The sequence below is a fragment of the Gordonia sp. GN26 genome (genome assembly GCF_054823965.1).
The window spans coordinates 89727-96216 of record NZ_JSYC01000002.1 but is presented as its reverse complement, the minus strand read 5'-3'; the positions used below and the strand labels follow the sequence as shown (position 1 = coordinate 96216).

Sequence of the window (6490 nt, the reverse complement as noted above, 5' to 3'; positions counted from 1 at the left end):
TGTAGGGCCACAATGCATTCCAGGGTCACCCGGCCGGCGAGGATGTAGAAAAAACTGCGCTTATAGCGCGCATTACTTCTACGAAATCCCGGCGCCGGTGGCGGCAGGATCAGTCGGTGCCCTTGGGTACCACGATCATCGGTACCGAAACCGCGCGGAGAATCTTCGCGGCGGTGGAGCCCAGGAACAGCGTGTTCGGGGCGGCCAGCCGGCTCGAACCGACCATCACCACATCGCCGTCGTGCCACTCGAGCGCCTCGACCGCTTCCTCGATCGTGGAGCCCTGGGCAACCGTCGAGGTAACCGGAAAGTTCTCCGGCAGTTGGGTTCTTGCCTCATCGAGAGCTCGTTGGGCATGAGCGCGAGCAGATTCGATCGCGGTGTCCTCGGGGACGTTCCGCCAGGGCTGCATGTCGTCGATCGCGAGAATGGACACCAGCCGGATCGGCCGATGGGCTCGGATGCCACTGCGGATGGCGGTCTCGAACAGCAGGGGCGCACCCGGACGGTCGCCGATGGTCACGGTGATCTCCCGGACCTCGTCGGCGCCGAGATGCGCGAAACCGGGCGGTGCGACGGCCACCGGGATGGGCGACGAATGCAGGATGTCGTTGACGACCGTTCCGAGCGTGTGCCGACCGCTGATCCCTCCACCGGCGCCGCCTATGACAAGGATGTCGGAGTTGGTGCGTCGCGCCTCGATGATGAGGCCCTCGGCCGGATTGGCGTGCTCGGCGATGGTCGTCGTGGTCTCGATGTCGTCGGGCAGACGGGCGGCCGCCTCGTCGAGCCAGCGTCGTGCCGCGCTGTCGAGGGCGTCGGAGAGTCTCTCCACGGCGTCGTCGGCCCCGGCCGGTTCGGGCGGGATGACGATGCAGATCTCGAGTTCGGCGTCGAAGGTGCGTGCCAGGCACGCACCCAGGGCCACCGCGTCCTCGCCGCCTGAGGTGGCGATGTATGCGACGAGCAGCTTCATCGGTGCTCCCAACTGTCTCCTCGGGGCGAACTCACTGCGCCCCAGCCTAGTCACGTCTGTGCCGGATTCCCGGCTGTTGTGTGCCTCGTCGCGTCGTCCGCCGCGTCGGCTATCCGATCAGCGCTGGACACGCTTAGATTGGGCCATGGAATCCCTTGTCGACGGCTACCTCCGCCACATCATGGACGACGTTCGCGACGACCTGTCCGGCCACGTCGCCGACTACATCCCCGAACTGGCCGTCGTCGACCCCGAGGGTTACGGGCTGTCGATGTGTGTGCACGACGGCTACACGTACTCGCACGGGGATTCCACCACGACTTTCACCATCCAGTCGGTGTCGAAACCCCTGACGTACGCGATGGCCCTACGAAAGCACGGGGTCGCCGTGGTGGACGCCAAGATCGGCGTCGAACCGTCGGGTGAGGCCTTCAACGAGATCAGCGTCGACGATCGCCGGCGCCCCAAGAACCCGATGATCAACGCCGGAGCCATCTTCGCGGCGTCCATGCTGCTCCCGGCGACCCGTGACGTGACCGCTGCCGACATCGAGTCGGCCTTCGCCGAGATCCTCGACTTCTACTCGGGTTGTGCGGGTCGTCGTCTCTCGATGGACGAGGAGGTCTATGCCTCCGAGTCGGCCACCGGCTCGCGGAACCGCGCGATCGCGTACATGCTCGACAGCTTCGGTGCGCTGGACACCGATCCGGATGCGGCCATCGACCTCTACTACCGTCAGTGCTCGATCCGGGTGACGACCGACGATCTCGCCGGCATCGGCGCGACCATCGCCAACGGCGGCCTCAACCCGCGTACCGGCCGTCTGGTGTTCACCCACGAGATCGCCCAGCGACTGCTCAGCGTGATGACCACCTGCGGCATGTACGACGGGGCGGGGGACTGGGTCACCTCGGTCGGGCTGCCCGCCAAGAGTGGCGTGGGCGGCGGCATCCTCGCCGTGTTGCCGGGGCAGCTGGGAATCGGGGTGTACTCGCCGCGACTCGACGAGCACGGCAACAGCGTCCGCGGCGTCGAGACGTGCCAGCACCTGTCGAAGGACCTCGGCCTCCACATGTTCAACGTCACCCGCGAGAGCCGGGTGACAATCCGCACGGTCTACGACCTGACCGACACCCCGGTGAGCTCGGAGTGGAGCGAACGCGAGCGCAGTTATCTGCGCACCTGCCGCGACCGGATCCGCGTCTACGAGTTGCAGGGCGACCTGACCTTCGCCGGGGCCGAGAGCGTTCACCGCCGGCTCGTGGCCGACATGGACGACTTCACCGTGGTGATCGTCGAGATCTCACGACTCGGTGTCATCGACGCGGTCGCGCGGACCATGGTTCTCAGCATCAAAAGACTGCTCGCCGACAGTGGTCGTCGTGCGGCGCTCGTCGATCCCGACGGCGTCGTGCGGGCCAGTGTGGAACGGCAGCGCGAGGAGTGGATCACCCCGAATCCCGATGCGCCGGTCGACCTCAAGGGCTTCGATCCGACCCTGCCGCACGTCCACACGACGATGGAGGATGCGGTCATCGACGCGGAGACCTTCATGCTCAAGCACTACTACGACCAATGACCCTTCGAGACGCGTCCTCCGCAGGCTCCGGTCGCTCCTCAGGGGGCGGTAGGGGGCGTCCTCCGTAGGCTCCGGTCGCTCCTCAGTGAGCGTCGCGGGATCTCGAGGACACCGGCGCGGGGGCGTGAGGACGGTGCAACCGATGCCCTAGGGTGGGCTCGTGCGTCTCGTCATCGCGGAGTGTCAGGTCGATTACGTCGGGCGGTTGACCGCCCATCTGCCCATGGCCAAGCGTCTGCTTCTGGTCAAGTCCGACGGGTCGGTGAGCGTGCACGCCGACGACCGCGCCTACAAGCCGCTGAACTGGATGAGCCCGCCGTGCTGGCTCACCGAGGCCGCCGTACCCGAGGGCACCGAGGCGGAGGCCTACTGGGTCGTCACCAACAAGGCCGGCGAAGAACTGCGGATCACCATCGCGTCGATCGAGCACGACTCGCAGCATGAACTCGGCATCGACCCGGGTCTGGTCAAGGACGGGGTCGAGGCGCATCTGCAAGAACTGCTCGCCGAACACGTGGAGACCCTCGGGCCCGGCCACACCCTCATCCGCCGCGAGTACATGACGGCGATCGGACCGGTCGACCTGCTCTGCCGCGACGCCACGGGCGCCACGGTGGCCGTGGAGATCAAACGACGCGGCGAGATCGACGGCGTCGAGCAGCTCACCCGCTACCTGGAACTGCTCAACCGCGACACCACACTGGCCCCGGTGGCCGGTGTCTTCGCCGCGCAGCAGATCAAGCCACAGGCGCGAACCCTCGCCGAAGACCGTGGAATCCGTTGCGTCGTACTGGATTACGAAGCCCTTCGCGGTGCGGAGAGCACGGAGTTCCGGCTCTTCTGAGCCGACCTGGGAGCTTCCGGCCGGGAATCACCGACTGACGACTGCGGGCCCCTGACCCGCGGAACGCCGCTCAGGCGTTGGCGCGGGCCTCCGGAGACAGCTTGCGATTGAGCAGCTCGAGATCGTCGGTGTCGGAGAGCACCTCGTACTCGGAGTCCTCCGGCTGCGCCAGCAACTCGGGCAGTTCGGCGAGCTTGTCGCGGAGCTGACCCAGGTTGGCCGCGATCTCCTGGCGCGCGCGGTCGGCCGCCTGCGCCATATCGCGCGACCGGTTGAGGCGTTCGCCGGCGATGTCGAGCGCGGTCTGCCTGATGTGGTTGGCCTCGTCGAGTGCGCGCTCTCGCTGGTCGGCGAGTTCGGCATCGTGACGTTCGCGTTCGGCGGCGCGTTCGCGTTCGCTGACGGCCTCGAGCTCGGCGACCTCGGCCTTCGCCTTCTCGACGATGCGGCGGGCCTCGTCGTTGGCCGCCTTCATCGTCTTGGTGTGCTCGGCCTCCATCGCCGCGGTGCGCTCGGCGATGAGGCGTGCCGACTCGGACTCGTTGGCCGCGGCGGTCTCCTTGACCTGGCGGGCGCGGGCCGAGGCCTCGTCGACGAGCTTCTTCGCCGCCGCCTGCGCCTTGCTGCGGATCCGCTCGGCCTCGGAGGCCGCCTCGGAGCGCATGTCGGCGGCTTCCTGGCGTGCGATCGACAGAGTCTCGGCGGCTTCGGCGGATGCCTCGGCGCGCATCTCCGAGGCCTCGTCGGAGGCGAGTTGGAGCATGCGTGAGAGGCGCTCACTCATCCCCTGAGCGGTGGTGGGCGGCACCGAGAGTTTGTCGATCTCGCGCCGGAGTTCGGCGATCTCGTCGCGCGCCTCTTCGAGATGGGAGGCGAGCTCGTGGGCGTTGGCGGTGGCGGCGTCGCGATCGGCGGCGAGAACCCGCAACTCGGCATCGAGTCGCTGGAGATGGTCGGCGACCTGCTCACGGTCATAACCGCGCATCACGATCGCGAAGGGCAATTGCCGTGCGGGACCTGGCATGCGGGCCAGTGTATCCGAGACGCCCGGACGTCGAAGCCCGGTCGGAGTCGGGCGGGGTGCGGTGTCGGCCTTGTCGGCGACGGTGTCTTCGGTAACGGCGCGTGGACTACCGCTCGGGTGTCCACGCGCCGCCAGCGGGGTTCGTCACAGCGTGCGGGCCGAGCCCGAACCGGGAGGATTTCGTCAGCGGCCGAACGGGTTTGGGCCGAGGTGGAGCGGGGAGACGATCAGTGCGCTGCGTCGGCGGCCGGCTCGACGAGCTCGAGAAGGACGCCGCCCGCATCCTTGGGATGGACGAAGTTGATGCGCGAGTTCGCGGTGCCCCGCTTGGCGGCGGGGTAGAGGACGCGGACGCCGGCCTCGGTGAGGCGGGCCATGACGGCGTCGACGTCGGTCACGCGCACCGCGAGCTGCTGCAGTCCGGGTCCGTTGCGACCGATGAACTTCGCGATCGTCGACTCCTCGTTCAGCGGGGCGAGGAGCTGGATGACGGCGCCCCCGCCGGCGGGGCCGACCATGGCCTCCTCGACACCCTGCTCGGCGTTGGTCTCCTGGTGGAGCGTCTCGAAGCCGAGGTGTGTCGCATACCACTCTTTGGCAGCGTCCAGGTCCGGAACGGCGATACCGACGTGGTCGATCGCGACGACGAGGTCGGAGATCAGCGCGGTCGCGCCGGGGGAAGTGCTGGGGTCAGATGCAGAGGTGCTCATGTCACAACGGTAGCGTTGAGGGGTAGAGCGCACAGAGCGGGCGCTCGGTAGCCCCTCGCACGACCACCCCCCGGAGGTTCCTTTCCATGTCCTCGACTGCTGACAACACGACGGTCATCGTCGCCGGCGCACGTACTCCTTTCGGCCGTCTCCTGGGCTCGCTGAAGGACTTCAGCGGCGTCGACCTGGGGGCGGTGGCGATCCAGGGCGCCCTGGAGAAGTCCGGGGTACCGGCCTCGGAGGTCCAGTACGTGATCATGGGCCAGGTGCTGACCGCGGGGGCAGGTCAGATGCCGGCTCGTCAGGCCGCGATCAAGGCCGGTATAGGCTGGGACGTCCCGACCCTGACCATCAACAAGATGTGCCTCTCGGGCATCGACGCCATCGCGCTCGCCGACCAGCTCATCCGCGCCGGTGAGTTCGACGTCGTCGTCGCCGGCGGCCAGGAGTCGATGACCCAGGCCCCGCACCTGCTGCCGAACAGCCGCGGCGGATTCAAGTACGGCAACACCGAGCTCGTCGACCACATGGCGTTCGACGGACTGCACGACGCCTTCACCGATCAGCCGATGGGGGCTCTCACCGAGCAGGGCAACGACAAGGACGGCTTCACCCGCGAACAGCAGGACGAGTTCGCCGCCCGCAGCCACCAGCTCGCCGCCGCCGCCTGGAAGAACGGCGTGTTCGACGACGAGGTCGTGCCGGTGTCGATCCCGCAGCGCAAGGGTGACCCGATCCAGTTCGCCGAGGACGAGGGCATCCGCGCCAACACCACCGCCGAGTCGCTGTCGGGTCTGCGCCCCGCGTTCCGCAAGGACGGCACCATCACCGCCGGCAACTCCTCGCAGATCTCCGACGGTGCCGCCGCGGTCGTCGTGATGTCCAAGGCCAAGGCGGAGGAGCTGGGCGTGACTTGGCTCGCCGAGATCGGTGCCCACGGCGTCGTCGCGGGTCCCGACTCCAGCCTGCAGGCGCAGCCGGCCAACGCGATCGCCAAGGCCTGTGCCCGTGAGGGCATCGCCCCCGCCGACCTCGACCTCATCGAGATCAACGAAGCGTTCGCCGCGGTCGGCCTGGCCTCGGCCCAGCAGCTCGGCGTCGACGAGGAGAAGATCAACGTCAACGGTGGCGCGATCGCGGTCGGACACCCGATCGGCACCTCCGGCGCCCGCATCACCCTGCATCTCGCCCTCGAGCTGCAGCGTCGCGGCGGCGGCGTCGGTGCGGCCGCACTGTGCGGTGCCGGCGGCCAGGGCGACGCCCTGATCGTCCGCGTCCCGAAGGCCTGACACATCCGCTGAAGGAGACTTCTACGACACTTTGTCGTAGAAGGCTCCTCCGGCAGGCACAATGGGGA

General features: G+C 68.0%; 6 protein-coding genes. 3 read left to right on the top strand and 3 right to left on the bottom strand.

Going from position 1 to position 6490, the window contains the following annotated elements; all coding sequences use genetic code 11:
* Window positions 1-109: 109 nt before the first annotated feature.
* Complete coding sequence (locus tag OK17_RS00470) at window positions 110-976, bottom strand: universal stress protein (protein WP_461416345.1); 867 nt, start codon at window positions 974-976, stop codon at window positions 110-112.
* Window positions 977-1121: 145 nt separating this feature from the next.
* Between OK17_RS00470 and glsA the strand changes: the two genes are divergently transcribed.
* The gene (glsA, locus tag OK17_RS00465) at window positions 1122-2555 is read left to right on the top strand and encodes a glutaminase A (RefSeq protein WP_461416344.1); all 1434 of its coding nucleotides are present in this window, start codon (window positions 1122-1124) and stop codon (window positions 2553-2555) included.
* A 160-nt stretch (window positions 2556-2715) separates the two neighbouring features.
* Entirely contained in the window at window positions 2716-3399 is a 684-nt protein-coding gene (nucS, locus tag OK17_RS00460) for an endonuclease NucS (RefSeq protein ID WP_006359593.1), read from the top strand.
* A 70-nt stretch (window positions 3400-3469) separates the two neighbouring features.
* Here the strand turns inward: nucS and OK17_RS00455 are convergent, their stop codons facing one another.
* Window positions 3470-4423, bottom strand: coding sequence for a coiled-coil domain-containing protein (locus tag OK17_RS00455; protein ID WP_232718204.1), 954 nt, complete (start codon window positions 4421-4423; stop codon window positions 3470-3472).
* A 227-nt stretch (window positions 4424-4650) separates the two neighbouring features.
* Window positions 4651-5133 carry a methylmalonyl-CoA epimerase gene (mce, locus tag OK17_RS00450; RefSeq protein ID WP_232718205.1) on the bottom strand — a complete coding sequence of 161 codons (483 nt, stop codon included), beginning with the start codon at window positions 5131-5133 and terminating at the stop codon, window positions 4651-4653.
* Between the two features lie 86 nt (window positions 5134-5219).
* On the opposite strand from mce, the gene OK17_RS00445 reads away from it, so the two are divergent.
* On the top strand, window positions 5220-6422 hold the full coding sequence (locus OK17_RS00445) for an acetyl-CoA C-acetyltransferase (protein WP_232718206.1): 1203 nt from the start codon (window positions 5220-5222) through the stop codon (window positions 6420-6422).
* Window positions 6423-6490: the final 68 nt, after the last annotated feature.

Excerpts from the sequence above, each read along its gene's own strand:
- OK17_RS00470 (WP_461416345.1), bottom strand. The coding sequence starts at position 976 with ATGAAGCTGCTCGTCGCATACATCGCCACCTCAGGCGGCGAGGACGCG.
- glsA (WP_461416344.1), top strand. The coding sequence starts at position 1,122 with ATGGAATCCCTTGTCGACGGCTACCTCCGCCACATCATGGACGACGTT.
- OK17_RS00455 (WP_232718204.1), bottom strand. The coding sequence starts at position 4,423 with ATGCCAGGTCCCGCACGGCAATTGCCCTTCGCGATCGTGATGCGCGGT.
- mce (WP_232718205.1), bottom strand. The coding sequence starts at position 5,133 with ATGAGCACCTCTGCATCTGACCCCAGCACTTCCCCCGGCGCGACCGCG.
- OK17_RS00445 (WP_232718206.1), top strand. The coding sequence starts at position 5,220 with ATGTCCTCGACTGCTGACAACACGACGGTCATCGTCGCCGGCGCACGT.